Source organism: Paraburkholderia sp. BR14374, from assembly GCF_040948685.1.
Lineage (GTDB): Bacteria > Pseudomonadota > Gammaproteobacteria > Burkholderiales > Burkholderiaceae > Paraburkholderia > Paraburkholderia youngii.
Genome location: NZ_JBFPKF010000008.1, coordinates 292,590 through 316,218 on the forward strand (window position 1 = coordinate 292,590; position 23,629 = coordinate 316,218).

Annotated in this window: 24 protein-coding genes; 8 read left to right on the plus strand and 16 right to left on the minus strand. The window is 64.0% G+C overall.

Annotated elements, in window-relative coordinates; translation table 11 throughout:
- Positions 1-49: 49 nt before the first annotated feature.
- The 3 genes from AB3X86_RS21030 to AB3X86_RS21040 all read left to right on the plus strand — a co-directional run bounded on the left by AB3X86_RS21030 (position 50) and on the right by AB3X86_RS21040 (position 2,307).
- Positions 50-1,417, plus strand: coding sequence for an MFS transporter (locus AB3X86_RS21030; RefSeq protein ID WP_368597470.1), 1,368 nt, complete (start codon positions 50-52; stop codon positions 1,415-1,417).
- A gap of 79 nt (positions 1,418-1,496) precedes the next feature.
- Positions 1,497-1,958, plus strand: coding sequence for an SRPBCC family protein (locus AB3X86_RS21035; protein ID WP_368597471.1), 462 nt, complete (start codon positions 1,497-1,499; stop codon positions 1,956-1,958).
- Positions 1,942-2,307, plus strand: a complete 366-nt coding sequence (locus tag AB3X86_RS21040) for a helix-turn-helix transcriptional regulator (RefSeq protein ID WP_176367277.1) — start codon at positions 1,942-1,944, stop codon at positions 2,305-2,307. The genes AB3X86_RS21035 and AB3X86_RS21040 overlap by 17 nt, the downstream gene beginning before the upstream one ends.
- 149 nt (positions 2,308-2,456) lie before the next feature.
- Here the strand turns inward: AB3X86_RS21040 and AB3X86_RS21045 are convergent, their stop codons facing one another.
- Both AB3X86_RS21045 and tam read right to left on the minus strand, forming a co-directional pair.
- The gene (locus tag AB3X86_RS21045; protein WP_368597472.1) at positions 2,457-2,822 is read right to left on the minus strand and encodes a hypothetical protein; all 366 of its coding nucleotides are present in this window, start codon (positions 2,820-2,822) and stop codon (positions 2,457-2,459) included.
- A 249-nt stretch (positions 2,823-3,071) separates the two neighbouring features.
- Positions 3,072-3,869 carry a trans-aconitate 2-methyltransferase gene (gene tam / locus AB3X86_RS21050; RefSeq protein ID WP_176377770.1) on the minus strand — a complete coding sequence of 266 codons (798 nt, stop codon included), beginning with the start codon at positions 3,867-3,869 and terminating at the stop codon, positions 3,072-3,074.
- A gap of 94 nt (positions 3,870-3,963) precedes the next feature.
- Between tam and AB3X86_RS21055 the strand changes: the two genes are divergently transcribed.
- From AB3X86_RS21055 to AB3X86_RS21065, 3 genes are all read left to right on the plus strand, one after another.
- Positions 3,964-4,863, plus strand: a complete 900-nt coding sequence (locus tag AB3X86_RS21055) for a LysR substrate-binding domain-containing protein (protein WP_368597473.1) — start codon at positions 3,964-3,966, stop codon at positions 4,861-4,863.
- A gap of 84 nt (positions 4,864-4,947) precedes the next feature.
- The gene (locus AB3X86_RS21060) at positions 4,948-5,571 is read left to right on the plus strand and encodes a glutathione S-transferase family protein (RefSeq protein ID WP_368597474.1); all 624 of its coding nucleotides are present in this window, start codon (positions 4,948-4,950) and stop codon (positions 5,569-5,571) included.
- A 224-nt stretch (positions 5,572-5,795) separates the two neighbouring features.
- Complete coding sequence (locus AB3X86_RS21065; RefSeq protein ID WP_246392042.1) at positions 5,796-6,074, plus strand: hypothetical protein; 279 nt, start codon at positions 5,796-5,798, stop codon at positions 6,072-6,074.
- A 99-nt stretch (positions 6,075-6,173) separates the two neighbouring features.
- Here the strand turns inward: AB3X86_RS21065 and fabV are convergent, their stop codons facing one another.
- On the minus strand, positions 6,174-7,370 hold the full coding sequence (gene fabV, locus AB3X86_RS21070) for an enoyl-ACP reductase FabV (RefSeq protein ID WP_368597475.1): 1,197 nt from the start codon (positions 7,368-7,370) through the stop codon (positions 6,174-6,176).
- A 134-nt stretch (positions 7,371-7,504) separates the two neighbouring features.
- Between fabV and AB3X86_RS21075 the strand changes: the two genes are divergently transcribed.
- Entirely contained in the window at positions 7,505-10,036 is a 2,532-nt protein-coding gene (locus tag AB3X86_RS21075; RefSeq protein WP_368597476.1) for a penicillin-binding protein 1A, read from the plus strand.
- A 53-nt stretch (positions 10,037-10,089) separates the two neighbouring features.
- On the opposite strand, the gene AB3X86_RS21080 is transcribed toward AB3X86_RS21075, so the two are convergent.
- Positions 10,090-11,442 carry an MFS transporter gene (locus AB3X86_RS21080; RefSeq protein ID WP_368597477.1) on the minus strand — a complete coding sequence of 451 codons (1,353 nt, stop codon included), beginning with the start codon at positions 11,440-11,442 and terminating at the stop codon, positions 10,090-10,092.
- Positions 11,443-11,737: 295 nt separating this feature from the next.
- Here AB3X86_RS21080 and AB3X86_RS21085 point away from each other — a divergent pair, with 295 nt between their 5' ends.
- A complete protein-coding gene (locus AB3X86_RS21085) occupies positions 11,738-12,145 on the plus strand; it encodes a hypothetical protein (RefSeq protein WP_368597478.1) in 408 nt (135 codons plus the stop codon).
- A 72-nt stretch (positions 12,146-12,217) separates the two neighbouring features.
- Here AB3X86_RS21085 and AB3X86_RS21090 read toward each other — a convergent pair whose 3' ends face one another.
- From AB3X86_RS21090 to AB3X86_RS21145, 12 genes are all read right to left on the minus strand, one after another.
- A complete protein-coding gene (locus tag AB3X86_RS21090) occupies positions 12,218-12,664 on the minus strand; it encodes a cupin domain-containing protein (RefSeq protein WP_368597479.1) in 447 nt (148 codons plus the stop codon).
- A 4-nt stretch (positions 12,665-12,668) separates the two neighbouring features.
- Positions 12,669-13,352, minus strand: coding sequence for an FMN-dependent NADH-azoreductase (locus AB3X86_RS21095; protein ID WP_368597480.1), 684 nt, complete (start codon positions 13,350-13,352; stop codon positions 12,669-12,671).
- A 116-nt stretch (positions 13,353-13,468) separates the two neighbouring features.
- Positions 13,469-14,539, minus strand: a complete 1,071-nt coding sequence (locus tag AB3X86_RS21100) for a DNA-binding protein (RefSeq protein ID WP_368597481.1) — start codon at positions 14,537-14,539, stop codon at positions 13,469-13,471.
- Positions 14,540-15,008: 469 nt separating this feature from the next.
- Entirely contained in the window at positions 15,009-16,886 is a 1,878-nt protein-coding gene (locus AB3X86_RS21105) for a sulfatase-like hydrolase/transferase (protein WP_368597482.1), read from the minus strand.
- Between the two features lie 371 nt (positions 16,887-17,257).
- On the minus strand, positions 17,258-17,794 hold the full coding sequence (locus AB3X86_RS21110; RefSeq protein WP_368597483.1) for a type II secretion system protein: 537 nt from the start codon (positions 17,792-17,794) through the stop codon (positions 17,258-17,260).
- A gap of 53 nt (positions 17,795-17,847) precedes the next feature.
- Entirely contained in the window at positions 17,848-18,237 is a 390-nt protein-coding gene (locus tag AB3X86_RS21115) for a type IV pilin protein (RefSeq protein WP_176119772.1), read from the minus strand.
- A gap of 8 nt (positions 18,238-18,245) precedes the next feature.
- A complete protein-coding gene (locus tag AB3X86_RS21120; protein WP_368597484.1) occupies positions 18,246-18,803 on the minus strand; it encodes a type II secretion system protein in 558 nt (185 codons plus the stop codon).
- A 3-nt stretch (positions 18,804-18,806) separates the two neighbouring features.
- Complete coding sequence (locus AB3X86_RS21125; RefSeq protein WP_368597485.1) at positions 18,807-21,095, minus strand: secretin N-terminal domain-containing protein; 2,289 nt, start codon at positions 21,093-21,095, stop codon at positions 18,807-18,809.
- Positions 21,092-21,826: a hypothetical protein gene (locus tag AB3X86_RS21130; protein ID WP_368597486.1), complete on the minus strand. Its 735-nt coding sequence runs from the start codon at positions 21,824-21,826 to the stop codon at positions 21,092-21,094. The genes AB3X86_RS21125 and AB3X86_RS21130 overlap by 4 nt, the downstream gene beginning before the upstream one ends.
- Positions 21,823-22,395, minus strand: a complete 573-nt coding sequence (locus AB3X86_RS21135; RefSeq protein WP_368597487.1) for a hypothetical protein — start codon at positions 22,393-22,395, stop codon at positions 21,823-21,825. The genes AB3X86_RS21130 and AB3X86_RS21135 overlap by 4 nt, the downstream gene beginning before the upstream one ends.
- Positions 22,392-22,922 (minus strand): PilN domain-containing protein, encoded by a 531-nt coding sequence (locus tag AB3X86_RS21140; protein ID WP_176119767.1) that lies wholly within the window; start codon positions 22,920-22,922, stop codon positions 22,392-22,394. The genes AB3X86_RS21135 and AB3X86_RS21140 overlap by 4 nt, the downstream gene beginning before the upstream one ends.
- Positions 22,919-23,626: a hypothetical protein gene (locus AB3X86_RS21145; RefSeq protein ID WP_368597488.1), complete on the minus strand. Its 708-nt coding sequence runs from the start codon at positions 23,624-23,626 to the stop codon at positions 22,919-22,921. The genes AB3X86_RS21140 and AB3X86_RS21145 overlap by 4 nt, the downstream gene beginning before the upstream one ends.
- Between the last annotated feature and the right edge of the window lie 3 nt (positions 23,627-23,629).

The following is a 23,629-nucleotide window of genomic DNA, read 5'->3' on the forward strand; positions in this document are numbered from 1 at the left end:
GTAACGCAGCAACCGGACTACCAGGCATTTTATTTACCGAGGATCTCTGATGAAAAACGTGATGCACTCCCTGCGAAGCGGCGATTGGCGCGCACTGGTCGCCTGCTTTCTGTATTTCGACACGGGCTTCACCGTCTGGGTGCTGTATGGGCCGCTCGCGCCGTTCATCAGCAAGAGCATCGCGATGACGCCCGCGCAGCAGGGTCTGCTTGTCGCGGTGCCGGTGTTGTCCGCGGCGATTCTGCGCGTGACGCTCGGCAATCTGTATCAGTCCGCGCATGGCAAACGCATTGCGTTGATGGGCGTGTTGCTATCGGCGGTACCGACGATCGTGCTGCCGTTGCTGCAATCCGTGCCGTCCTACGAAATGCTGCTGGTGCTCGGCGTGTTCCTCGGCGTCGGCGGCGCCAGCTTCGCGGTCGCGCTGCCGATGGCCGGCAGCAACTATCCGCCGAAGGTGCAGGGCCTCGTGTTGGGCCTCGCCGCGGCCGGCAACATCGGCGCGGTGCTCGACGGCTTCCTGTTCCCGCAACTGGCGACGCGCTATGGTTGGCAACTCGCCGCGGGCGGCGCCTTGCCGCTGCTCGCGATCGCCGCGATCACGCTGTACTTCTGGGCCAACGACGCGGGCGTCAAGACCGGCAGCGTGCTGCGCGCGTTCGGCAGCTTCGCGACGACGCTGGTCGGCCTGATCGTGCTCGTGCTGCTCGTCGAAGCGGGGCTGTTCGGCGCGGGCAAGACCGGCGTGCTGCTGTTGCCGGTGGTCGGCGCGCTGCTCGCGATCGCGGTGCTGCCGCAACGCTACCGCTCGGTGCTCGCCGAGCGCGATACGTGGGTCATCATGCTCGTCTATAGCATCACGTTCGGCGGTTTCGTCGGCATGTCCTCGTATGTGTCGCTGCTGCTGACCAACCTGTATCAACTGTCGAAGATCGACGCGGGTCTGTTCATGGCGCTGCTCGCCGCGACCGGCGCGATGGTGCGTCCGCTCGGCGGCCTGATTGCCGACCGCGTGTCGGGCGTGCGCGCGCTGACCGTGCTGCTCGCGATCATCGCGATTTGCGACTTCCTGTTCGCGACGGCGATGCCGTCGTTCGCGGGCGGCATCGCATTGCTGCTGTGCATGTACGTGGCGTTCGGCCTCGGCAATGGCGCGACGTTCCAGCTCGTGCCGCATCGCTGGGCCGGCCGCACCGGTCTGATGTCCGGCATCGTCGGCGCGGCGGGCGGCATCGGCGGCTTTTATCTGCCGGTCGTGATGGGCATCGCGAAGGAGAGCACCGGCAGCTATCAGATGGGCTTCGCGACGTTCGGCACGCTGTCGGCGTGCGCGTTCCTTGCGATCGTCGCGCTGCGCCGGCCGTGGATGGCGTGGTCGATGCAGACCGGCGTGATGCATGCGCATGCGACGGAGTGAGGCACGGCGCTGACAAAAGCGCAGTCGAATGCTTGCATATCGGTCGCGGCGTTTCTAATATGCAGCCAGGAGGCTGCATATGGACTCATCGACCGATCGCATCGAAAAGCAGATTCTGTTGAAGGCGCCGCGCTCGCGCGTCTGGCGCGCGCTGGCGAACGCCGAGGAATTCGGCAAATGGTTCGGCGTGAACCTCGCCGGCAAGCAGTTCGTCGCCGGCCAATCCACGCAGGGGCACATCACCTATCCGGGCTACGAGCACCTGGTGATGGACGTGCTGGTCGAGCGCGTCGAGCCCGAGCATCATCTGTCGTGGCGCTGGCATCCGGCCGCGATCGACATCACGATCGACTACACGCCGGAGCCGACCACGCTCGTCGAATTCGATCTGAGCGAGGTCGAGTCCGGCACGCTGCTGCGCGTCGTCGAATCGGGCTTCGACCAGTTGCCGGTCGGGCGCCGCGCGGAAGCGTTTCGGCTGAACGACGGCGGCTGGGGACAGCAGATGGGCAATATCAAACGATATGTCGGCGCGGGTTAAAGCGGGCTCCGCGAAGGCGGGTCTCAAGGCGGCGACGCTGCGCAGTTCGGCGGCGGTGTTCGCCGCGCTCGGTGACGAGACGCGCCTGCGTCTTGTTGCGGCATTGTGTGCGGGCAGCGCGATGTCGATCGCGCAGCTGACGGCCGGCACCGACATCACGCGGCAGTCGGTCACGCAGCATCTGCAGGTACTGGCCGACGCGGGACTCGTACACGATGTAAAGGTCGGACGCGAGCGCCTGTGGGCGTTCGAGCCCGCGCATCTCGACGCGGCGCGCCGCGCGCTCGACGCGATTTCGCGGCAATGGGATCAGGCGCTGCTGAAGTTGAAGACGATGGTCGAGGAATAAAGGGCGGGGCGGTCGCGGCGATTGCACGAACCGCATTTTTTACCGACTGCAAGTAGCGCATCGTGCGCGCTAAGGGCGGAACAATGCAAAAGGGGCCAAAGATCGGCCCCCTAAACCACCGCAAAAAAGGAAGAAAAACCAGCCCGCGGCTAATCGGCGATCCGCTTGTCGGCTAGCGCGCTCTGGCAGTCGCCTATCACCTGCCGGACGAGCCGGGCTTGTGGGTCGAGTTCGTCGGTATCGAGAATTTCCTCGACCGCGTCGCGCGCCCAATCGGCATCGACGAAGCGCGCGTGGCGCCGCGCGATTTCGACGGCGGTGGCAGACAGCTTCGCAATGCACAGCCAGTCGGCTTCGCGCGCGCGGCGGTCGAGCCACTTGTGCGCGGACTGCACGTGAAACGCCGCGTCGGGCCAGTCTTCGTTCAGATAATAAGCGCCGAGGCTTCCGCATGTGAGCCAGCACAACAGCTCCAGGCGGTCACGGGGACTCAGATGTTGGCGTACATCACTCATGGCGACGCTCGCTGCAGTAAATGGCTTCCCGGTGAGGCCGGCGGGCGCCGTCCTCCGCTTTTCATAAACATTAGCATGCGGAATTCCCGGGCGGCAATTCCTGACCAACCCTAGCGTGCGGCACCGCAACAGGCGGGCGTTCGGGCGATGCATCCGCGACGTGCGCGGGCCGCCCGATCGAGCCCGGAGCATCCGCCGGAGCCCCGCCGCGCAGCGCTCAGCGGCTTGTGGCGGTTTCCGGGCGCGGACTCAGCGTTGGCCGCGCGTCGCGACGATGAAAAGCCGCGGAAATGGCAGCAGCACCGTGCCATCGGCGAGCGCCGGGTAGGCTTTGGCGATTTCGTCGCGATAGCGTTGAAGAAACGCGCTGCGTTCGGCGTCGTCGAGCGCAGCCAGAAACGGCCGCAGCGCGCTGCCCTTGAACCATTCGACCACTGCGTCGGGGCCCGCGAGCGGGTGGTGATAGACCGTGCGCCACACGTCGACGCGCGCGCACAGCGGCTTGAGCAGCGCGTAGTACCAGTTCGCGTCGTGGCGCACGGTGCGCTCGACGCCCGTCAGCCTGGGCGCCCAAGGCCCGTCGGCGGCGATTTCGCGCAGCAGCCGGTGCGCCGGTTCGTCGAGATTGACGGGCATCTGCACGGCGAGGCTACCGCCCGTGGCCAGTTTTGCCACCAGCGCGGGGAACAGCCGCTCGTGGTCGGGCACCCATTGCAGCACCGCGTTCGCGAGGATCACGTCGAACGGGCCGCGCGCATCCCACGTCGACACGTCGCCGACGTCGAAGCGCAATTGCGGCAGCCGCCGACGGGCCGCCGCGATCATGTCGGCCGAGCTGTCGATGCCGCTGACCGATGCGCCCGGCACCCGCTCGGCCAGCACCTCGGTCGAGTTGCCCGGTCCGCAGCCGATATCGACCGCGAGCCGGGCCCCGTCCAACGGCACCGCCGCAAGCAGATCGCGCACCGGCCGCGTGCGCTCGTTCTCGAATAGGGTGTACTGCTTCGCGTGCCAATCGCTGTGCTCGTTCGTGGTTTTGTCGGTCATCTTCTGCTCCTTTGCTAGGTTCGTTGCGGCCATTCTCGGCCGCTACCGGTCCCGAGTAAAATGAATTTATGATTCCGATTACTTCATTTTTCTAATGAAAATCGACACGCTCGGCGTGCAGGCATTCGTCGCGATTGCCGATCGCGGCAGCTTCCAGGGCGCGGCGGATTCGCTGCACGTCACGCAAACGGCGATCACGCAACGGCTGCGCAAGCTCGAAACCTATCTCGGCGTCACGCTGATCGAGCGCACCACGCGGTCGATGGCGCTCACCGAAATCGGCCGCAGTTTTCTGCCGCAGGCGCGCCGGCTGCTCGGCGAACTGGCCGACGCGCTGGTCGAAATCCGCGAAACGGGGATCGCACGACGCGGCGACGTGTCGATTGCGTGCGTGCCGACCGTCGGCGTGCAGTATCTGCCGCGCATCTTGCAGGCGTATTCGTCGCGCTATCCGCACAATCGCATCAAGATTCTCGATCACGCGTCGTCGGCGGTGGAGGAGGCCGTATTGCGCAGGGAGGTCGAGTTCGGCATCAACATCGCGCGCGAGCATCATCCTGATCTCGCCACCGTGCCGCTCACCGAAGACCGCTATGTGCTGATCTGCCACGAAGACCATCCGCTCGCGAAGCGGCGGCGCATCGCATGGCGGCAGTTGCAGGCGTTCCCGCTGATTTTCGCCGGCGAGGTCAGCGGCAATCGCGCGCTGCTCGACGTCGCGTTGGCGTCGAGCGAACTCGCGCTGCGGTCGTTCTACGAGGTGCAGCGCAGTTCAACCGCGGTCGGGCTCGTCGCGCAGCGTGTCGGCGCGGCCGTGGTGCCCGCACTCGCGCTGCAGAAGGGCGCGTATCCGAGCGTGCGCACCGTCGAGCTCACGCAGCCCACCGTGTCGCGCACGCTGGTGCTGGTCGCGCGCAAGACCGCGCAGTTGTCGCCGGCCGCGCAGGCGCTGTACGACATGATCCGCGAACAGGCGACGCTGAAAGGCGGATGACGCCGCGCCGCGCGCAAGGCAAACTCATGGGCTGCTGAGTTTGGTACCTTCAACCCGTTCTACCGACGCGACAGACAACGACAGATGCTGCAGATACTCGGCAAGACCACCTCGATCAACGTCCGCAAGGTACTGTGGACCTGCGCGGAACTCGGGCTTGCGTTCGACCAGCAAGACTGGGGCTCGGGCTTTCGCTCGACCGACGCTGCCGAATTCCGCGCGCTCAATCCGAATGCGATGGTCCCCGTGATTCGCGACGGCGACTTCGTGCTGTGGGAATCGAACTCGATCATCCGTTACCTCGCGAACCGTTATCGCGGTGACGCGCTGTATCCGGCCGATCCGGTCGAGCGCGCGCGCTGCGATCAATGGATCGACTGGCAGGCGAGCGAATTGAACCGCTCGTGGAGCTACGCGTTTCTCGCACTCGTGCGGCACTCGCCTGAGCATCAGGACCCGCGGCAGATCGCCGCGTCGTGTGCGAACTGGTCGAAGCATATGGCGATCGTCGAGCAGCAACTCGCGCGCACCGGCGCGTATATCGCGGGCGACGCGTTCTCGCTCGCCGATATTCCGATCGCGCTGTCCGCGAACCGCTGGCTCGAAACGCCGCAGCAGCACGACGATTTGCCGGCGCTGGCCGCGTATATGGCGCGCCTCGCCGAGCGCGACGGGTATCGCAGGTATTGCCGTAACGGCACGCCGTAACCGTTGATTCACGCGCGCGTCCGCAAACCCGCCGATGCTGGCAGATGCCGCCTTCAATATTTACGTATGGCTTTCGAATTGCCGTGCTCGACGGCTTCTGCGCGGTGCACCCGCGTCGCCTACAATGGCGCCCATTTAGCGACATTGAAGGTCCAACGATGCGGGTAACTAAATTCGCGCTGGCTGCGCTGACGGCGTGTTTCACTCTGAATGCGAGTGCCGAGATGACTGCCGCCCAGTACAAGAAATGGGCGCACGCCGACAACAACTCGATCTATGCGGCGTACATCACCGGCACGATCAACGCGTTCGGCTGGGCGAACGGCGACCTGGTCTCGCGCAAACAGCGGCAGCTGTTCTGTCCGCCAGAAACGCTCGCGATCGGCAACCAGACGGTTTATCCGCTGCTCGATGCGTTCTTCGCGAACCATCCGGGCATTTCCGACGATTTTCCGATCGGGCTCGCGATTCTGCGCTCGTTGCAGGGCGCGTATCCGTGCTGACGTGTGGGTGGAAGAAGTGAGGGGAGGGAGTTAAGGGAGGGGATCAAGCGGGGGTAACAGCAGGGGCGAACTCGCGAAGCGGGGCCGCCCCTCGGGGGATCAAACCTGAACGAGATTCGGAATCCGCACGTCCGGATTGACGTCCGCGTCGTAATCGACGCCCTTCATTTCAAAGCCGAACAGACGCAGGAAATCGGTCTTGTAGCCGGCGAAATCGGTGAGTTCGTAGATGTTGTCGTTGTTCACCTGGTTCCACAGCTCCTGCACGCGGCCTTGCACCTGCGGATCGAGTTCCTTGTAGTCCGCGCGCAGACGGCCTTCGTCGTCCAGATGCGGCTGGCTGCCATAGAGGCTGTCCTTGTACAGGCCGTAGACCTGTTCGATGCAGCCTTCGTGCGTACCTTTTTCCTTCATCACCTTGAAGAGCAGCGACAGATACAGCGGCATCATCGGAATCGCCGAGCTTGCCTGCGTGACGACCGCCTTCAGCACCGCGACGCGCGCGTCGCCGCCGTTGGCCGCGAGCTTTGCGCGGATGCCGAGCACCTTCTGGTCGAGATCCTTCTTGGCCGCGCCGATCGAGCCGTTCCAATAGATGTCGTGCGTGATCTTTTCGCCGAGGTAGGTGAATGCGGTGGTCTTCGCGCCGTCGGCGAGCACGCCAGCTTCGCCCAGCGCGTCCATCCACATCTGCCAGTCCTCGCCGCCCATCACCGCGACCGTGTGCGCGATTTCTTCCGGCGTCGCCGGTTCGAGCACGGTTTCCTTGATCACTTCCTTGTCGGTGTCGATGCCGCGCAGGTTGACTGCCTTGCCGATCGGCTTCAGCACCGAGCTGAACACCTCACCGGTTTTCGGATGCTGGCGCTTCGGCGCCGCGAGGCTGTAGACGACCAGATCGACCTGGCCGAGATCGCGCTTGATCACTTCGATGGTGCGCGCCTTCACTTCGTCGGAGAACGCGTCGCCGTTGATGCTGGTCGCGTACAGGCCTTCGGCGTTGGCGAACTTCTCGAACGCCGCGGTGTTGTACCAGCCGGCCGTGCCCGCCTTGGTTTCGCTGCCGGCGCGCTCGAAGAACACGCCGAGGGTCGCCGCGCCCGAGCCGAACGCGGCGCTGATGCGCGCGGCGAGGCCATAGCCGGTAGACGCGCCGATCACGAGTACCTTCTTCGGCCCGTTGGCGATGGGGCCGCGTGCCTTCACATACTCGATCTGTTCCTTGACGTTGGCTTCGCAGCCGGTCGGATGGGTCGATACACAGATGAAGCCACGCACACGCGGTTTGATGATCATGAAGCACCTCTTGTCGGAATTGGCGACATTATAGTGGCCCGGCCGGAGCCGCACGCCATCGCGCGAATGGAGCAAAAATCGGCGCACCCCCCACATCTTGGTACGATTGCGCCTTTCCCAGCCGACGACAGCACGTGAAGCGCCTCTTTTCCTCCTTTCTGGCGGCCCTCGACAAAGGGCTGACCCTCGCGAACCCGCTGTTCGCGAAGGCCGCATGGCATCTGCGCCACCCGACCCGCCGCACGTTCGCGTGGGGGCTCGCCGCGCTGCCGCTGCTGTTCGTGCTGTACGTGCTGCTGCTGATTCCGTTCACGCCGAGCATCGGCGACATCCGCAAGGCGAAGATCGAGCAGCCCGCGCAGATCCTGTCGGCGGACGGCAAGCTGCTCGCCGAGTTCAAGCCGTCGAACCGCGAGTGGGTCAAGCTGACGGACATCTCGCCGAACGTCGTCAACGCGCTGATCGCGACCGAGGATCACCGCTTCTATCAGCATTTCGGGCTCGACTGGCGGCGCACCGCTTCGGCGGCGCTGCACACGTTCTCCGGCGACCGCCAGGGCGGCTCGACGATCACACAGCAGCTTGCGCGCAATCTGTATCCCGACGAAATCGGCCGCGCGCCGACTCTGACGCGCAAGCTGAAGGAAGCGATCACCGCACTGAAGATCGAGGCGTTCTACACGAAGGACGAGATCCTCGAAACCTACCTGAACACGGTGCCGTTCCTGTACAACGCGTACGGCATCGAAATGGCCGCGCGCACCTATTTCGACAAGTCCGCGTCCGAGCTGAACGTGCTCGAAGCGGCGACGCTGACCGGCATGCTGAAGGGCAACGCGTACTACAACCCGGTGCTGAACCCCGAGCGCGCGTTGCAGCGGCGCAATACGGTGCTCGCGCAGCTGGTCAAGTACGGCAAGCTGACGCCCGCGCAGTACGACGGGCTCGCCCGCAAGCCGCTGCGTCTGGACTTCGAGCGCCAGATCGAGCCGCCCGGACCCGCGCCGCACTTCACGCAGCAACTGCGCAAATGGCTGGTCGCGTGGGCCGATCGCAACGACTACAACATCTATTCCGATGGGCTCGTCGTGCGCACGACGATCGACTCGCGCCTCCAGGCGATGGCGACCCAGGCGGTCACGCTGCAGGGCAATCAGTTGCAGAACATCGCGAACTCGGCGTGCGGCACGCGCGCCGGCTGCTCGGCCGACAAAGACCTGCTGCGCACGTTCCTGCGCGAGACGCCCGACTTCCGCGCGGCCAAAGACACGGGCCTGTCCGACGACGACGCGCTCAAACACCTGCTCGCCGATCGCAAACTCGTGCAAAGCGTGTGCGATACGAAGACGCGCGTGCAGGCCGACTTCCTGGCGATGGACCCGCGCACCGGCGAGATCAAGGCGTGGGTCGGCAGCCGCGACTTCGGGGTTGATCCGTTCGATCACGTGCAGCAGGCGCGCCGTCAGCCGGGCTCGACGTTCAAGCCGTTCGTCTACGCGGCGGCCTTCGAGGCCGGCGCGAAGCCCGACGACAAACTGCCGGACAATCCGGTCCAGATCGAACTCGCCGGCGGCGAACTCTGGAAGCCGAACGACGAGGACGAGCCGAGCGGCCGCATGATCAGCCTGCGCGATGCGCTCGCGTATTCGCGCAACCGCATCACCGCGCAGGTGATGGAGTCGGTCGGTCCGAACCGGGTCGCGAAGCTCGCGCGCGCGATGGGTGTGCGCGACAGCCAGCTCGACCCGGTGCCGTCGCTCGCGCTCGGCACGAGCCCGGTCACGCTGAAGGAAATGGTGTCGGCGTACGGCACGATCGCGAACCTTGGCGGCTACGTCGAGCCGCTGATGGTCACGCGCATCGAGGATCGCAACGGGAAGCTGCTCGCCGAATTCAGCCCGGCCACGCCGAGGCGCGAGTTGCCCGCCGACGCGGCGCGCACGCTCGTCGACGTGATGCGCGACGTGGTCAGCCGCGGCACCGGCGCGAGCATCCGCACGCGCTTTGGCGTGCGCGGCGACGTCGCGGGCAAGACCGGCACGACTCAGGACAACGCGGATGGCTGGTTCATCCTGATGCAGCCGCAACTGGTGGCGGGGGCGTGGGTCGGCTTCAACGACAGCCGTGTGACGTTGCGCAGTGACTACTGGGGGGAGGGCGCGCATAGCGCGCTGCCGATCGTCGGCGATTTCTTCCAGCGCGCGCAGCGCTCGCGGCTCGTCGACAGCCACATGAAGTTCGATACCGAGCAGCAGCCCGGCTGGTTCGCGGAGCGCGCCGAACGCTTGCGCAACTGGATCGAGAGTCTGTTCACGCGCACGCTGGCGCAGCCGGACAAGCAGGTCGTGGCGCGTGCTCCGGCGCGGCGCGCGCCGGTGGCACCGGTGCAGCCATCGGCGTCCACCGTGGCTGCTCCGGCGGCGTCAGAGGCAGCGGGCGCGTCCGCGGTGCAGGGCGAGGTACGCGAGTTGCCGCCGTTGCTGCCGGCGCCTGGGTCGGGGTCGGAAGGGGCTCCCACCACGCCGCCCGGTAATGCCGTCGACGGTGAAACGCATGACGGCGCTGCGGCCGCGCTCGCGCCGACCCCGACGCCAGACGACGTCGTACCGCCCGATGCGGGCGGTCAGGGCGGCGCAGGGTCGAACAACGGCAGCGGGGCGAACTGAATGCGACCCGGGCGCGCTGCCCGGGTGCGAATCGAAGCGGGGGAGCCAGAAGGCTAAGGCCTCGCGACGCCCGTTTCACCCGGCCGCCGCGCATGCGGATTGCCATGCGCCGTCTCGAGCGACGTGTCGTGATGCAGCAGCAACACCGCCGCCACACCGATCAGCCCCGCGCCCGCGAGGCATAGCAGCCCGGCGCCGAAGCCGCCGGTGCTGTCCTTGATCCAGCCCATCGCGAACGGGCCGAAAAAACCCGCCAGATTGCCGAGCGAATTGATCGCGGCGATGCCGCCCGCGGCCGCGGCGCCCGACAGAAACGCGGCCGGCAAGGTCCAGATCACCGGCAGGCAACCGAAGATGCCGAAGCCGGCAATCGATAGCGCAATCATCTTAAGCACCGGATTGTCGAGTCCGGCCGAGACCGCGATGCCGCCCGCCGCAATGAACAGCGCAATCGCGACGTGCCAGCGGCGCTCGAGGTGGCGATCCGAATGCCGCCCCCACACGATCATGCCGATGAGCCCGACCACGTACGGCAGCGACGTGACGAAACCCGTCTGCAGATTGGTCAGACCGAAGGCCTTCACGATCTGCGGCAGGAAGAAGCTCAGGCCGTAGTTGGTCGCATTCGCGCCAAAATAGATCAGCGCGATGGCGAGCACGCGCGGATTGATCAGCGCCTCCTTCACGCTGAAGTGGCGCACCGCCTCGCGATGCTCGCGCTCCTGCTTCTGGCGTGCGATCAGCCATTCGCGCTCCTCGGTGCTGAGCCAGGTGGCGTCGGCGGGCTTGTCGGTCAAATAGAGCAGCACTGCGACCGACAGCAATACCGCGGGCGCCGCCTCGATCAGATACAGCCACTGCCAGCCGCCGAGTCCACCGATGCCGTCGAGCGACAGCAGTGCGCCGGAGATCGGGCCGCCGATCACCGTCGACAGCGGAATCGCCGCCATGAAATAGCCGACCACGCGCCCGCGATACGCGGCCGGAAACCACAAGGTCAGCAGAAAAATGATGCCCGGGAAAAAGCCGGCCTCGGCAATACCAAGCAGAATGCGCAGGCCGTAAAACACGTGGGCGGGCGAGAGTCCGGTGAAGCGCGAGATGTCCGGGATGAAGGCCATCGCGCCCGCGAGTATGCCCCACGAGAACATGATCCGCGCGATCCAGCGGCGTGCGCCGAATCGTTCGAGCAGCAGGTTCGACGGCACTTCGAAAAAGAAGTACGCGAGAAAGAACACGCCCGCGCCGAAGCCGAACGCGCTCGCGGAAAGATCGAGCGCCTTATTCATCTGCAAGGCCGCGAAGCCGACGTTCACGCGATCCAGATAAGCGATGAAGTAGCACAGCATCAGAAACGGTATGAGCCGCATCGTGACGCGATGAAGGGTACGTGATTCGAGATCCATATATGTCTCCTCCGGTTCGGCGACCGGTGTATGCCGCTATGTGGTGGGGTCCGTCCGCGGTTCGATATGCCTGTCTGTCGAGCAGGCATCGCTACAGACTAAACGCTCACAAGGGATTCCGGAAGTCTTTTGTGAACCACATGGTCCGCTCATTGCCGATGTGGTCACGGCATTGTGGTCATGTCCATTGTTAAGAGCCGCGCAACAGTGTTTTCGGTTGTATCGGCTGATCTTGCGCGAACGATTCCGGATAATCACTGCCTGATTAATCGGTTAAAAATGCAGGTGATCCACGATGTTGAATCAGAGTTCGGACGGTCTTGCCGAAGCGTGCACAACGGTGCGCGTATGCGAAGCCGACGGCGTCGCGCGAGTGGCGAGCGCAGAAAGGAAGAGTGCGGCGCTGCTCCTGCGTGTGCGCGGAGCGCTCGCAGTGGCGCTCGCGTGCGCGAGTCTCATCGGTTGCGCGTCGAGCACGGATGTGGTCGCGAGCGACAAGCCCGGCAGCTACACGGTCGCCGCGAGCGCGACCGGAGGACGCATGGCCTGGGCGCGCGCGCACGAACTCGCGATGAACGAGGCGCGCGACTACTGCGATCGTCGCGGCATGCAAAGCAGCGTGAATAGGGAGACGGTCAGCGGTGTCAGCGCGATGACCGAGCACGCGTCGTCGGTCAGCTTCGAGTGTCATCCGCGCTTCTGATGCCGCGTTGCGCGCAGCTCGTTGCACCTGCATCGATGCGCGCGGGCGGCGAGTGCCGCCGCCCGACGGCGATTACTTTTTATCGAACGTCACCAGGTGCTGGTCGTTCGTATCCGCGACCAAAATCGCGAGCAGTTTTGCCGGCTCGGTCGTGCTCGCGTTCTCGCTGACCATGTGATGCGCGCCGGGCTTCTCGGTCCACGATTCGCCCGCATGGTAGACGCGCTCCCCGCCGCTATCGACACGGCTGCGGATCGCACCCGACAGCACATAGCCCACCACGAACGCCTGGCCATGCCGATGCGGCGCCGACTTGCCGCCCGGCGCATAGTCGACGACGAGCGCGGTCATCGTCTTGCCCGGCACGTTCGTGATCGGGACGGCGAAGGCGGGGGCGATGGCTTCGTGAGGGGCTGCGCTCGCCTCGGCGGTGTCGGCGGCATAGGCGGACTGCCACGTGCCCGTGATCGCGGCGCCGGCGAACAGCGTCGACGCGAATAAAGTGCGGATCGTATTCATAGCTTCACTCCGCGTCAGCCTGGCACAACGCCTCGGCTTGCCGGTTTGCCACGCGTTCGCCTTGTGCCCACTGCACCGCAACCCCGGCCAATTCTCCACGCGCGCGTTCGAGCGCCGCGGCCCGCGCTTCGGGATTGGCGAACTGCAGCGGCTGCGCATCGACGAAGGTCGGCGCGGCGACGCCAAGAAAACCGAATGCAGCCTTGAGCGCCGGCGTCAGCGCATCCATCGATTCATACGGCGAGCCCGCGCGCAGATCCGCGCCGCGGCTCGTGATGAACAACACCTTGTGCCGGCCCAACTGCCCGACGATGCGACCGTCTTGCGCGTGCAGGTAGGTCACGCCGGTCCGCGTGACGCTATCGATGAACGCCTTGAACGCCGACGGCATCGACCAGTTGTACATCGGCATGGCGAACACCAGCGCGTCGGCGGCGAGCAGGCGCGCGCATAGCGCATCCGATGACGCCAGCGTCGCTTTCATCGCCGCTGTGCGCTCTTGCGCGGCCGTGTAGGTGGCGATCGCGAACGCTTCGGAGACGTGCGGTGGTGTGTCGACTGTCACGTCCAGATAGTCGACGTCGAACTCGACGCGCTCTTCGCGCAGACGCTCGAGAAAATAGCGGGCGAGCGCGCGGGAATTCGATCGCTCGCGCTTCGCGCTGGCGTCGACGTGCATGATCTTCATGGGGGCCGTCCTTGCGGTGGATTTAACGTGAGCTCAGGTTAGACGGTCGACTGGCTTGGTGGAATAACCGGTTTTGTGGAATTGGAGGTAGCCACTTATGCCGCTTATGGGCGTTGTTACGACTCGCGTGATTTGGCGTTGGTCGAGCGTTTGACGAACGGTCCGCCTGAGAAACCCGCCGTTGCGCGGCCTTGCGCGGATGATTTTTCGCGGGCGCGGCGGGCGGGGCGCGCGGACGTTTTTTCTGTTCGCGCCGTCTCGATCTGCCGCGACAGCGTGTCGATACGCTCGCGTAACAGGTCGATCGCAGCCACGCGTTCAGCCAGCAACGCGTCCTTTTCCGCAAGCTGTCCGCGGGTCTCGGCATGCCGCGCAGCCGAGGCAGCCAGTTCCGCCTTTATTGCGGCCAACTCGTTGCGCAGCGCGTCGCGCTCGGTTCGCGATTCGGCTTCGAGCGTCGCCGCCCGCTCGTGACTCGCCTGAAGCTCCTTGCGCAGACGTTGCGCCGCGGCCCGTTCACCGTCGATTTCGAGCAATGCGCGTTTTTCCGCAGCGGCGAGCCGCTGCTCGTTCTGCTCGTGCGAGTGGCGCAGCTTCGCGAGTTCGTCGGCGAAATCCCGGCGGGCATCGGCGAGCGCGGCGGCGCCTGCCGCGATTTCTTCCTTCGATGCCGTCAGTTGGGCCGTCAGCATGTCGTTGGCGGTCTGCAGTTCGACGATGCGCGCCTCGAGCCCGGCGAGCCGCGCGCGCAGGGTCGCGGCGTCGTTGGCCGACTTTTCGGCCTGCTCGACGGCTTCCTGACGCTGCCTGTCTAGTTGCTCGGCCTGTTTTTGCGCCGCGGAGATTTGGGCGTCGGCGTCCTGCCTGAACACGTCGAGCGCAGCGTTCGCGGCGTCGCTCGACAGACGCCACATCTGCGCCGCGAACTCGCCGGCGGCTGTTGCGACCTCAGCTGGCAAATCCGGACGGCCGACATCGACACGCGTTTTGTCACGCACGTCGGTCCAGAAATCGCGCAACGCCTTGGCCGGCGCGCTCATGCTGCCTTTACGCACCAATTGGTACAGGCGGTTTGCGGTCGGCGTTTCGCCGTAGCGGAAAAACAGCAACGCGCAGACTTCGCGATAAAGCGTCTGCGTGTCGGACGCATTTTGGCGGGCGACTTCGATGTCGGCTTCGAGGGTCATGGTGGTACCGGCCTGGGAAATATCGAGTGCGTTGATAATACAACGTAAAACGCGAGGAATGCTACGCACTCGTCCCTGAAACACGACATTAGTACTATAATGTCGTGTTATATCATCTCGTCGTCCAGATAGACGTCAACATGCTCGGCTGCCAGAGCGTGCGCAGCCGGCAACGAGCCGCCGATGTAAAGCGTCTTCCCCCCCAGACTCCGCATCCGCCGTCTCCGCCCGAGCAGGCGCTCGCCGTGTTCGAACTGCTCGACGACCTGCGTGAAGTGATCTGCACCTGCTATCTTCCGACATGCAGCGGGTCCTGCACGAGGACCGCCGGCAACGGGAGCTGCCGTTCAACGAGCGTGATCCGCCGTTCTGATCAATCAACGGCGCGCAAACAACAAAGGGGCCCGCGCGGCCCCTTTCCCCTTTTCACAAATAGCCGCCGATTCTCCGCCGCAGCCTCGCCCCAACGTCAGATATCGCCGATCGACAGTGGCAATTGCGGTTCGCTCACGCCCCCGGAATTAATCAGCCTCACGTAGCTCACATATCTCGCCTCGGCGAGCGTCTGGGCAGCCACCAAACTCCCGGGCAGCGGCGCCCTCAACTCGTTAGGCAAAATATCCGTCAGCAGCTGGTGATAGAGCGTTCGGGCCGCTGGATCGCGGTAACGGTTATCGAGTTCCAGTTGTCCTGCCGTCGTCGCATAGTCGTAGTACTCGAGTTGGCTTCGGCCCGAGATGGTCGTCGACTCCGGTGCCCAGAACGAATAGGTGCCGAGCTTGTTCGCCTGAGTGCGTACACCAATGATATGCGTCGGCGTACTGGACGCGTTTGGTATGTACGACTCAGGCAGTGTTTCGTCGGTCGTGAAGGTGACATAGGGCCGGCCGGCTGCCGAATCGCTTTTCAGCATCGGAAGAAGATCATGCCGGCCGCCGTACAACTGCGCGTAGTCGCCCGTTAGCCAATTGCGGTTCCCGCCGTTGCCTATCGTCACCAGCATCGGAAGAATGTCGACTGAAGAAGTCAGGCCGTCGCGGATCTTGTCGACGTCGCCCGCATACCGTCCCGTAGGATCAACCACGATCAACGGGATGTTGTACGCCTCTTCGTAGCATGTCGAGGTCTTACCGGACACCATCCCGTGCGCGCCAGCGTATTCGCCGTGGTCGGACGTCAGGATAATGATCGTGTTGCGCGCGACATCGTGAGGCAGCGAGTGGACGATCTCGCCAATCCGTTCGTCGACGTCTGTCAGTATCTGCGTGTACGACTCGAGGCTACGCTTCCAGTAACTGAATGGCGATTTGCCGATCCCTTTCGTCACGCCCTGGATCGGCACGGGATATTCAGTGATGACGAAGTCAGCGCTATCCGGATCATCCTGAACACCACCCCATATAGCCTCCTGGATCATTCTGTTGAACGCCTGCGCTGCCGGCTTGGTGCGCTGGATGCGATCCGCCGACTCCCAGTTCGGCAGGACCGCCGCGTACGCCAGCGTCGGTGGATTCTTGAGTGGATTGGTATTCCAATCGTAGTTCGGCGGCCCTACCGTGTAGTCCCGCCATTGCTGATAACCGTTGGGGTTGTAGTTCGAGTTCGCGAAATAATCATGGTAAGTCTGGAATTCCGTTCCCGCCGGGAAGAACTCTTTGTCGTGAGGGTTCACGAGGCCTACGGTCAAACACCAGGGGGCTTCGTTCGGCTTACGCTGACCGAGCCACGCTACCGCCTGATTGGCGATGTACTCGTCGCTGTAGTACAGGTTGGGAATATCGCCGACGGTGCCCTGCAGGTTGCTGCCAGTTGGATCAGGGAAAGTCATCGCCTGAAATCCGTACTCCTGAAGCTCGCGCTGCCCCTGGACGGTAACCGACAGATGCCATTTCCCGATGTAGGGCGTCGAATAACCGAGGTTGCGCAGCAGCTTGCCATAGGTCGGAAACACCCGGCTGAGCGTTGGTTGAAGCGAACCTTTACTTGACGGATTATCGAAGATAGTCGTCAGCACCCAGGTTTGCTGCGAATAAAGACCAGTGACCAAAGTGCCACGCGCCGGCGTACATGCGGAGGCGGCCGTGTAGTGTCCGGAGAACTTAACGCCCCTTCTCCACAGGGAATGCGTTTGGGGCATGAAATGCCTGAGGAAGTCGCCCGGACTGTTGATTCCCGCCGGGAACACACGCGGGTAGCGCATCTCGTCAAGCAGAATGAACAGAATGTTGGGGGTTCCCTTTTGCGCGGCGTCGCCCGCGGCCGCCCCGGATGCGCCAAGCGCGAGCTTTGGCGTAGTCAGTGCGGCGCCAATCGCCGATGTCTTCTTGATAAATTCGCGACGGTCCATAATCGTTTCTCCATGTTAGTTAGAGCGACGAAGGCATCTGCCCTGTCGCGTTGCAGCGCAGTGGAGGCGATTCAATCAGCGTTGATTTATATGAAGAGACCTCTGTTCGGTCTCCTCTGGATTGTCAGGTTAAAGGGACGCGCGGTCCGCTTTTCTGAATTGATGTTTTCAGACCTGAGCCGGCAAAGAGAGGATGCGGGGAAGGCTGTGCGTTTGATGCTAGTTTCTTCTGCAGGCGACGGAAGAGGAAACGTCGAGATATGTGCGGTAGCGCACATTATTCTTTTGCCGTCCCGGCACCGCCAGTGATGATCGCTTCGCCGGCGTAAGCAATGGATTCGGCCATAAGCGCCAACCGGACGACTGTCCGCTCAGCGCAAGCCGCCCACGCTGCGCCCGTTGAAAGTGGGCAACGAGCTGTTCAGCGGATCGAAGGAGGTCGGCGGTTTCGGCGGCGCGCTCAGCGTGTTCGTGTAGTTGCGCACGACCGGCGGCAAATAGAAAAACTGCCAGCCGCCATAGGTCTTCTGATCTTCGAAGTCCTGATAGAGAAGCGGAAAACCAGCGCGTTTGATCGGCAAGTCGGTGGAACTGCTATACACGCCGTATATACGCGCGCCCTGTTGCATAAAAACCCAATCGTTCTTACCCGTCACCGGATCCGGATAGGCGCGGCGCAAATGATGCAGCGGCGCCGGAAAACGCGAGTCGTCGAGCAGTTCGTCGATCGACGCCGGCAGCGCCCTTCCAGCGCGGTAGTAGCGAAGAATCGCGAGCCGGTACTGATTGCCCACGAACAGCAGTTGCCGCTCCCGTTCGCGCTGCCGCTCAAGCGACCACACGTCGAGCGCGCCCATCAATGCGATCGAGATCAGCATCAGCGCAATCAGGAGCGCCAGCAGAACCATTCCATTTTCGCGAGCGACAGGGTGACGTCTGATTGCCCGCGGGCTCACATCGCTCATTGCGCCGCTCCCGCCCGATCTTTCGGCATCCCCTGCGGACTGCTCGCCGGCATGACGTCGTAGACACCCGTCTTGCTCTCGTCAGGCGATGCCACCGCCGCCCATTTATCGTCACCGTTGACGGGGTCGACCGGAATTGCGCGCAGATAGTGCCTTGTCACCAGATCGTCGAGCGTGTCCGGGTATTGGCCGTTGTCGCCATAGTATTTGTCGATGGCGTCACGCATCACCGCCAGGTTCTGTTGACGCACTTGCTCCTTGCCGCGCTCGATACTGTGCATGTAACGGGGCAATGCAACCGTCAGCAACAGACCGATGATCGCCATGACGACCACCAGTTCAATCAATGTGAAGCCTCTGGCTTTACGCGCGCGCACGGTTGTCATGATGCGGCTCACCACTGTTTGTATGGAATGCCGTTGATGCCGACCCGATCGGATTTCGATGTCACGTCGAACACGTCCTTACCGGCGCGCGAATTGCCGGCGGAACCGTTGTCCGCGTCACCGCCCTCACCTGGATCCGGTGCCTCGCCAAAGGCGCGCACGTTCCACGTGTCCTCGGCCGCAATTTCCGCGTCGCCCGTAAAGAACGGATCGCGGGGCACGCGGCGAAGAAACATCAACAAGCCGCCTTTGGGATCTTTCGCATTCTTCACGCCCGTCACCATCACGCTCAGCGAGGGCGGATAGCCGGATGCATCCGCCTCCCGCTCGATCAGGCCGGTGTCGCTCGCTTCCTTGTAAGCGTCCAGTGCGGTGCGAATCTCACGCAGCGCCGCGCTCAGTTGCTGCTCTTTCTGACGCTGCACGATCAATTCCGAGAACGGCATGATCGCGAGCGCCAGGATGCCGACGAGCGCCAGCGTAATCACCAGCTCGATCAGCGTGAAACCGCGCTGGCGAGCGCCAGACCGGCCGCGAGAAGCCAACGCGTCCGCCTGCGCTTTCATGGCTCAGTAACCACCGTTCTGAATCGGACGCAGCGGGTTGTCGCTCGGCATATCCCCTGGCGGCATCACGACGTTCCCCGGCGGAAACGCGGGCGGCGGAGCCGGCGCTTGAGCGGGTGCAGGAGCGGCCGCGGGGGCCTGAGCCTGAGCCTGAGCCTGAGTGCCTGCCTGTGCCGCATTCGCGTCTGGGGCCGCAGCGCTCTCAGCCCCGCTCTGCTCCGCTCCCGGAACCGCCACAGGGCCCGGCGGCGCCGCTGGCACGCTCGGCAGTGTCGAGAAACGGCCACCGTAGGGCGCGGGCGGAGGCGTGGTGCGCGGCGCCGGCGGCAGTTGGCCGAACGAACTGGTCGGCGGCACCGTGCCGGAACCCTGCGCAGCGGCTTGGGAATCGCGTGACGCCCCTGTCGTGCCGCCGCCGACACTGCCAGGCGCACGCACCGCGGGAACCGGCACCTGTTGAGTCGCCTCGGCCCCCACCGGATCGAGCCGCAACTGCTCCGCATGCACATTCACGTCGGTCCCCGACCACAGCTCTTGCGTATCGGCGTCGGCGGATTGCTGCGGACGCACGATATGCGGCGTAATCTGCAGCACGATTTCCGTCTTCAAGTGGTCGCCGTTGTGATTCGAGAACAGGCGCCCGAGCACGGGCAACTGTCCAAGCCCCGGCACTTTGTCGGCGGTCACGCGGTCCTCGTCCTGAATCAGACCGCCGAGAATCTGGCTCTCGCCATCGCGCACCCGCAGACTCGTCGACGCACTGCGCGTGCCGATCTGATAGGCGAGCGAAGTGAGCCCCGTTGACGAGTTACTGCTGGAAATCGTCTTGGTGATGTTGCTGACTTCGAGGTTCAGCTTCATGCCCACGTCGCCGTCACGGTAGACCTGTGGCTCGACCTCGAGCTTGATGCCGACATCGAGGTACTGAATGGTCTGTGCGTAAGACGGCCCGCTCGTGCTCGGCGTGCTCGAACTCGAAATCACCGGTACCTTGTCGCCGATCAGAATCCGCGCCTTTTCCTTGTTGCGCGCGCGGATGCGCGGGCTCGCCAGCAGGTTGGCATCGACGTCGCTGAGCTTGAAGTTCGCTGTGGCCGACAGACCGCTGACGTTATATGCATTGAGCGGCAAATGACGCAACGCGCCCCACGTGTCCACGGTAGACGGCGTCGACATCGTAAATGTATTGGGCCACTCGATACCGAGGTCGGTCAGCCGGTCGTGGGACACCTCCAGAACCTTCACTTCCAGCATCACCTCGGGCTCCGGCAGATCCTGCGCCGCGATCATATCCTCGGCGACGCGAATCGTATCGGGCGTGCCCCGGATCGTGACGGTATTGGCGCGCTCGTCGACGACGACCTCCTTGATCTTCAACAGGCTTTTCAATAGCGACTGGACCTGCTTGGCTTCGACGTTCGACAACTGGAATGTGCGCACTTTCAGCTCCTGGTATTCGAGCTGCTTCGCAGCGGTAGCCGGGTAGATGAAAAGCGTGTTCGCGTTGAGCTGTTTCTTGTCGAGCTGGTTCTGCATCAGGATCATGTTGACCGTGTCCTGCAGCGACGCGTTGGTCACGAAGATCGTGGTCTTCAGATCGGCACGCACGTCCCGATCGAAGATCACGTTCAAGCCCGAGGTCCTCGACAACGCTTCAAACACCATCCGTACATTCGCGTCGCGGAACTGCAGCGTCACCGGTGTGCGCATGATCGACGAAGCGGCAATGTCCTCATCTTTCGCCGCACGTTGCTGCTGCCGTTTTTCGTCGATCTCCTGCGCCATCTGCTGCGCCATCGCATTGGTTGGGTTCTGGGCCAGCACGCGGTGAATGCGTTCGGAAGCCAACGTATATGAACCGCGCCGCATCATCCGGTCGGCCTCCTGCAGCGAGACCAGATCGCGGCGATCCCGATCGATCGCTGCGCCGATATTGCGCCCGCGTTCGCTGTTCGGATCGAGCTGGCTGGCCGCGTAGAGCTTCTGGATCGCGACATCGAATTGATAGCTCTGACGCAACTGGTCGGCTTCGTCGAGCAGCGCATTGACTTTATGATCGCGGTCGCGCAGATAGTTGAGCTGCAACTCGGCGTTGGTCGGATCGCTCTCACGGGTCGGCGAATGAATGCAGCCGCTGAAGGCGAGCACGGCTGCGATGCTCAGCAACGCGAGCCGCCCCGCGGCCCAATTGACGGTGGGACGCTGGTCGCCAGGCGATCTGGCAGCAGACAGATGTTTCCACGAGCCGCTGTCACCGTGGCGGCCCTCACCCCGGTTGCGTGCGGTTTTCATTTATTGTCCTTCGCTTGCGTGGTTAGTATCTGTCTCTCATTGAGAGGCAGATAAGTCAGCACGACGCCACTCTCCGAAATCGACTCGATGCGATACAGCGCGTCGATGACTTCACCCGGCGAAACGATCAGCAGCCGATCGCCGTTGCTGAGGAAAACCTGCGGTTTTGCCGCTTTGGCGTCGAGTTCGCCGAGGTAGGTAAACGGCACGGGCGGCGCGGTGGGCGGCGCAACGGGCTCCGGTGGCGCAGGGGCCACGACCACGGGCGGCGGTGGCGGCAGCCACGACGACGCGGCGAACGGATTGTTCGCCGATTCAAGCGAGAGCGGCGTACGCAGCGCGCGGAGTTTGTCGCGCGCTGTCGGTGCTGATTTCGCTGACCCGGTCGTTTTGACAGGAGTCGGCGAACTTGCTGAAATTGCCGAACTCGCGGCGTTTGTCGCATTCGCCATGCTTGCCGGATGCGCTGCGTTCACCGTGCTCGCCACACTCGCGACATTCGGTGCACTTGCCACAGCCGGCGCAGCAGCCGGCACCGCACCAGCCGCACGCGCGGCCCCGTCGCGATGCATGGCAACCATCCGCAGCGCAGCCCCGCTGCGAAGCGCGCCTGTCAGCGCAGTCACGACCGTCGGCGTGCGCAGGACGGGTTTCAGCTCACGCCAAGCCATCCCTATCGCAGCGATCGCGCAGACCATCAGCAACACGCGGCCGACGAGATCGGGCTTCATGGCTGCGCCGCCCGATAGACGAGTTCAAAGCGCACCCGCGCATCCAGTACGTTGCCATCTACCGCGGGGCGCTCGACATGGATCTCGCGCAACGCCGCGTTCGGTACGTTGTTCAGCACCGACGCCAGAAAACGCCGGATCGCACCATACTGATCCTTGACCGGCAGCAGCATCTGATAGCGCACAAAATGCGCGCTTGAATCGTTGGTCACGAGATACTCGGCCGAGCCGAGCGTCAGGTTGCTGTCGTGCGCCTGGGCGAGGATCGTCGCAATATCGTCGGCGCTCTGCGCGAAACCCGGGAACAGTTCGGGTAACGCATGAAGTGAAATCGCGTCGACAACCGCCGCACGCTCGGCGTCGGCATGACGCGCCCTGGCGGGGTGCGCCAGACGCTCGGAGTCGCGCAGCTCGTGCGAATCGACGTTTGCGTCGACTCGCATAGCCGCTACGGCGACCACCGCCGCCGCCCCCAGCAGCAATGCGCCGAGCAAGCCCGGCAGTCCGAGCGTGCGCCGCAGCTCGAAACGCCACGTGAGCAACCTGTCCGTCATCTGAGCGCCGTTCATGACTTTCTCCAGACGGCGGTGATCTGAAAGCGCACCGGCGTGCCAGGCACATTGGTTTCGATAACGTGATCGTTGAGCACGGCTTCGCGCAGCAGCACACTGTCCTGCAGATACCGGAGGTACGCGATCATCGCGTCGAAGTTCTTCGCTTCCGCCGTGATACGGATCTGGCTTTGCGCAGGACTCTGATCGATGCCTATCAGCGCGACGTCGTGGTCCGGATAGTCCTCGACGATCGACAGCAGGTCCTGCCACGGCACGGTCAGCTCGCGCAACACCGCGAGGCTCTGGTTCTCCGCGAGCCGCGTGGCCGGCGTCGGCGGCGTCTTCGCGGAGTGCGATTCTGCAAACAGCCGGCGCCGCTGCGCGTCCTGTTGCGCTTGCACGCGGTCGCTTTCGTCGTAGGCGTGCCAGAGCCGTTCACCACTCACCAGCAACAACAGGCTGGCGACACACAGCAGCACCATACCCGCCGGAGCGCCCTGCAAGCGGCGACGGCCAAAATCGATGTGAAGGCGGGGCATCATCGCGCGGCCTCCATCAAACGATACGCGACCGGCTTGTCCATCGCCGGTTGCGCGACGCTCTGCGCCGCGCAAAAGCGCCCCTCGAATGGCGCAGGATCCAATTCGGCGCCGCACAGAAATATTCTGCATTCCTCGCGTTTCCCGCTCGTTCGTCCGGCGAGACGCTCGAACGACTGTTCGGCGCGTGCGGCGATCCGCTCGGCGTCGCTGGCGTCGCCGGGAAAAATACGCTGCGAGTCATAGGCGACCCAACGGTTCTCCTCGAACAGCACAGCCTGCATCAGCGTGTCCGCGACGAACAACAGCAGCGCCGTGCCGGCACCGGCGGCGGCGTCCTGCACGCGATTGAGCAATTCTGGCAGGCATAGCTTGAGAGACCGGACGTCGACGCCCGCCGCCATCCCCGCATCGTGGATGCCGTCGTGCAGCGTGCAAGCGATGGCACTCGCGAAGACCGCATGGCCCCCGCGCTGCACCGAAAAGCGCACCTGCACGGACTCGGCCTCGATGCCATACAGATCAGAGAAGTGAGCGAGCACGATCTGGTTGGTTTCGCTTGCGCTCAGTGTGCGGAAGTCGCCTCGCAAGATGGCGTGGCTCGCCCAGAAATCGTCCAGCATGATGTGCGCCTGGCGTTTGACCAATACCGTGCGCGCCGTCTGCCCGGCGTCGGCGGCTAATGCAATGCTCAACGCGTCGAGCACGCC

What these genes read in the sequence shown, in the direction of transcription:
- tam (WP_176377770.1), bottom strand. Translation starts at nt 3,869, where the DNA reads ATGACCGACAAAACCACGAACGAGCACAGCGATTGGCACGCGAAGCAG.
- AB3X86_RS21125 (WP_368597485.1), bottom strand. Translation starts at nt 21,095, where the DNA reads ATGAAAACCGCACGCAACCGGGGTGAGGGCCGCCACGGTGACAGCGGC.
- AB3X86_RS21090 (WP_368597479.1), bottom strand. Translation starts at nt 12,664, where the DNA reads ATGAATACGATCCGCACTTTATTCGCGTCGACGCTGTTCGCCGGCGCC.
- AB3X86_RS21060 (WP_368597474.1), top strand. Translation starts at nt 4,948, where the DNA reads ATGCTGCAGATACTCGGCAAGACCACCTCGATCAACGTCCGCAAGGTA.
- AB3X86_RS21045 (WP_368597472.1), bottom strand. Translation starts at nt 2,822, where the DNA reads ATGAGTGATGTACGCCAACATCTGAGTCCCCGTGACCGCCTGGAGCTG.
- AB3X86_RS21110 (WP_368597483.1), bottom strand. Translation starts at nt 17,794, where the DNA reads ATGGTTCTGCTGGCGCTCCTGATTGCGCTGATGCTGATCTCGATCGCA.
- AB3X86_RS21115 (WP_176119772.1), bottom strand. Translation starts at nt 18,237, where the DNA reads ATGACAACCGTGCGCGCGCGTAAAGCCAGAGGCTTCACATTGATTGAA.
- AB3X86_RS21080 (WP_368597477.1), bottom strand. Translation starts at nt 11,442, where the DNA reads ATGGATCTCGAATCACGTACCCTTCATCGCGTCACGATGCGGCTCATA.
- AB3X86_RS21040 (WP_176367277.1), top strand. Translation starts at nt 1,942, where the DNA reads ATGTCGGCGCGGGTTAAAGCGGGCTCCGCGAAGGCGGGTCTCAAGGCG.
- fabV (WP_368597475.1), bottom strand. Translation starts at nt 7,370, where the DNA reads ATGATCATCAAACCGCGTGTGCGTGGCTTCATCTGTGTATCGACCCAT.
- AB3X86_RS21140 (WP_176119767.1), bottom strand. Translation starts at nt 22,922, where the DNA reads ATGATGCCCCGCCTTCACATCGATTTTGGCCGTCGCCGCTTGCAGGGC.
- AB3X86_RS21120 (WP_368597484.1), bottom strand. Translation starts at nt 18,803, where the DNA reads ATGAAAGCGCAGGCGGACGCGTTGGCTTCTCGCGGCCGGTCTGGCGCT.
- AB3X86_RS21065 (WP_246392042.1), top strand. Translation starts at nt 5,796, where the DNA reads ATGACTGCCGCCCAGTACAAGAAATGGGCGCACGCCGACAACAACTCG.
- AB3X86_RS21030 (WP_368597470.1), top strand. Translation starts at nt 50, where the DNA reads ATGAAAAACGTGATGCACTCCCTGCGAAGCGGCGATTGGCGCGCACTG.
- AB3X86_RS21130 (WP_368597486.1), bottom strand. Translation starts at nt 21,826, where the DNA reads ATGAAGCCCGATCTCGTCGGCCGCGTGTTGCTGATGGTCTGCGCGATC.
- AB3X86_RS21035 (WP_368597471.1), top strand. Translation starts at nt 1,497, where the DNA reads ATGGACTCATCGACCGATCGCATCGAAAAGCAGATTCTGTTGAAGGCG.
- AB3X86_RS21055 (WP_368597473.1), top strand. Translation starts at nt 3,964, where the DNA reads ATGAAAATCGACACGCTCGGCGTGCAGGCATTCGTCGCGATTGCCGAT.
- AB3X86_RS21135 (WP_368597487.1), bottom strand. Translation starts at nt 22,395, where the DNA reads ATGAACGGCGCTCAGATGACGGACAGGTTGCTCACGTGGCGTTTCGAG.
- AB3X86_RS21100 (WP_368597481.1), bottom strand. Translation starts at nt 14,539, where the DNA reads ATGACCCTCGAAGCCGACATCGAAGTCGCCCGCCAAAATGCGTCCGAC.
- AB3X86_RS21085 (WP_368597478.1), top strand. Translation starts at nt 11,738, where the DNA reads ATGTTGAATCAGAGTTCGGACGGTCTTGCCGAAGCGTGCACAACGGTG.
- AB3X86_RS21095 (WP_368597480.1), bottom strand. Translation starts at nt 13,352, where the DNA reads ATGAAGATCATGCACGTCGACGCCAGCGCGAAGCGCGAGCGATCGAAT.
- AB3X86_RS21105 (WP_368597482.1), bottom strand. Translation starts at nt 16,886, where the DNA reads ATGGACCGTCGCGAATTTATCAAGAAGACATCGGCGATTGGCGCCGCA.